The sequence below is a fragment of the Streptomyces sp. SM1 genome (assembly GCF_002910825.1).
Taxonomy (GTDB): domain Bacteria; phylum Actinomycetota; class Actinomycetes; order Streptomycetales; family Streptomycetaceae; genus Streptomyces; species Streptomyces okerensis.
In genome coordinates this window covers 1-1,640 of record NZ_NEUB01000608.1, presented here as the reverse complement: position 1 = coordinate 1,640, position 1,640 = coordinate 1, and the positions used below count along the sequence as shown (strand labels likewise).

Annotated in this window: 1 protein-coding gene; it reads right to left on the bottom strand. The window is 71.1% G+C overall.

The window, feature by feature from the left end; all coding sequences use genetic code 11:
- A partial coding sequence (locus tag B9S61_RS15085; protein WP_103542721.1) for an alpha-1,4-glucan--maltose-1-phosphate maltosyltransferase occupies nucleotides 1–1,640 on the bottom strand: 1,640 nt, incomplete at both ends.

Genomic DNA, 1,640 nt, shown 5'->3' with positions numbered 1-1,640 from the left:
GTGTTGAGCCTGGTGATGAGGGGGGTGATGGTGCGTCCCTCGCGTTCGGCGGATTCCCAGTCGCGGGGGCGGAGCTGGTACTTCTCGCTGTGGAGGTATTCCTCGCTGCCTTCGCGCAGGGGGGTGTTCTCGCAGAGTTCGTAGCCGCTGTAGATGCCCCAGGAGGGGGAGAGGGTGGCGGCGAGGACGGCGCGGACCTCGAAGGCGGGGCGGCCGCCGTGCTGGAGGTAGGCGTGCAGGATGTCGGGGGTGTTGGCGAAGAAGTTGGGCCGCATGGAGGCGGCGGCGTCGCCGGAGAGTTCGGTGAGGTAGTCGGTGAGTTCCTGTTTGGTGTTGCGCCAGGTGAAGTAGGTGTAGGACTGCTGGAAGCCGATGTCGGCGAGGGTGCGCATCATCGCGGGGCGGGTGAAGGCCTCGGCGAGGAAGATGACGTCGGGGTCGGTGCGGTTGATGTCGCCGATGACGCGTTCCCAGAACACGACGGGTTTGGTGTGGGGGTTGTCCACCCGGAAGATGCGTACTCCGGTGTGCATCCAGTGGCGCAGGATCCGGCAGGTCTCGGTGGTCAGGCCGTCCATGTCGGCGTCGAAGGCGATGGGGTAGATGTCCTGGTACTTCTTCGGGGGGTTCTCGGCGTAGGCGATGGAGCCGTCGGGGCGGTGGTGGAACCATGCGGGGTGTTTGTGGACCCAGGGGTGGTCGGGGGAGCACTGGAGGGCGAAGTCGAGGGCGACCTCGAGGCCGAGTTCGCGGGCGCGGGTGACGAAGCGGGTGAAGTCCTCCAGGGTGCCGAGCCGGGGGTGGACGGCGTCGTGGCCGCCTTCGGGTGAGCCGATGGCCCAGGGGACGCCGACGTCGTCGGGTGCGGCGTCGAGGGTGTTGTCGGGGCCCTTGCGGAAGGTGGTGCCGATGGGGTGGATCGGGGGGAGGTAGACGACGTCGAAGCCCATGGCGGCGATCGCGGGGAGGCGGCGGGCGGCGGTGGTGAAGGTGCCGTGCGGCTGTTCGGGGGTGCCCTCGGAGCGGGGGAAGAACTCGTACCAGGAGCCGTAGAGGGCCCGCTCGCGTTCCACCAGGAGAGGGAGCGGGTCGCTGCTGGTGACGTGTTCCCGCAGTGGATGGCGGGCCAGTACCGCGTCCACCTCCGGCGTCAACGCCCCCGCCAGCCGGGAAGCCGGCGGACGGCTCTCGTCCCGCAGCGAGCCCACGGCGGTGAGCAGCACGCCCCGGGGCCCGGAGTCCGGTACTCCGGCAGCCGCCCGTTCGTGCAGCCGGGCGCCCTCCTCCAGGACCACCTCGATGTCCATGCCCGCCGGGATCTTGATCCGCGCGTGGTGCCGCCACGTGGTGACCGGATCCCCCCAGGCCTCCACGGTGTACGTCCACAGGCCGGGCTCCCCGGCGCTCACGGCCGCCCCCCACCGGTCCGTGCCGGGTGCCAGCTCCCGCATCGGGGTGAACGGCCCCGGACGCCCTCCGGGGTCCGTCAGCACCACGTTGGCCGCCACCGCGTCGTGCCCCTCCCGGAACACGGTGGCCGAGATCTCGAACGTCTCGCCGGTCACGGCCTTGGCGGGCCGGCGCCCCCGCTGGACCACCGGCCGGACGTCGAGCACGGGGACGCGCCCCACGGCGGTCGA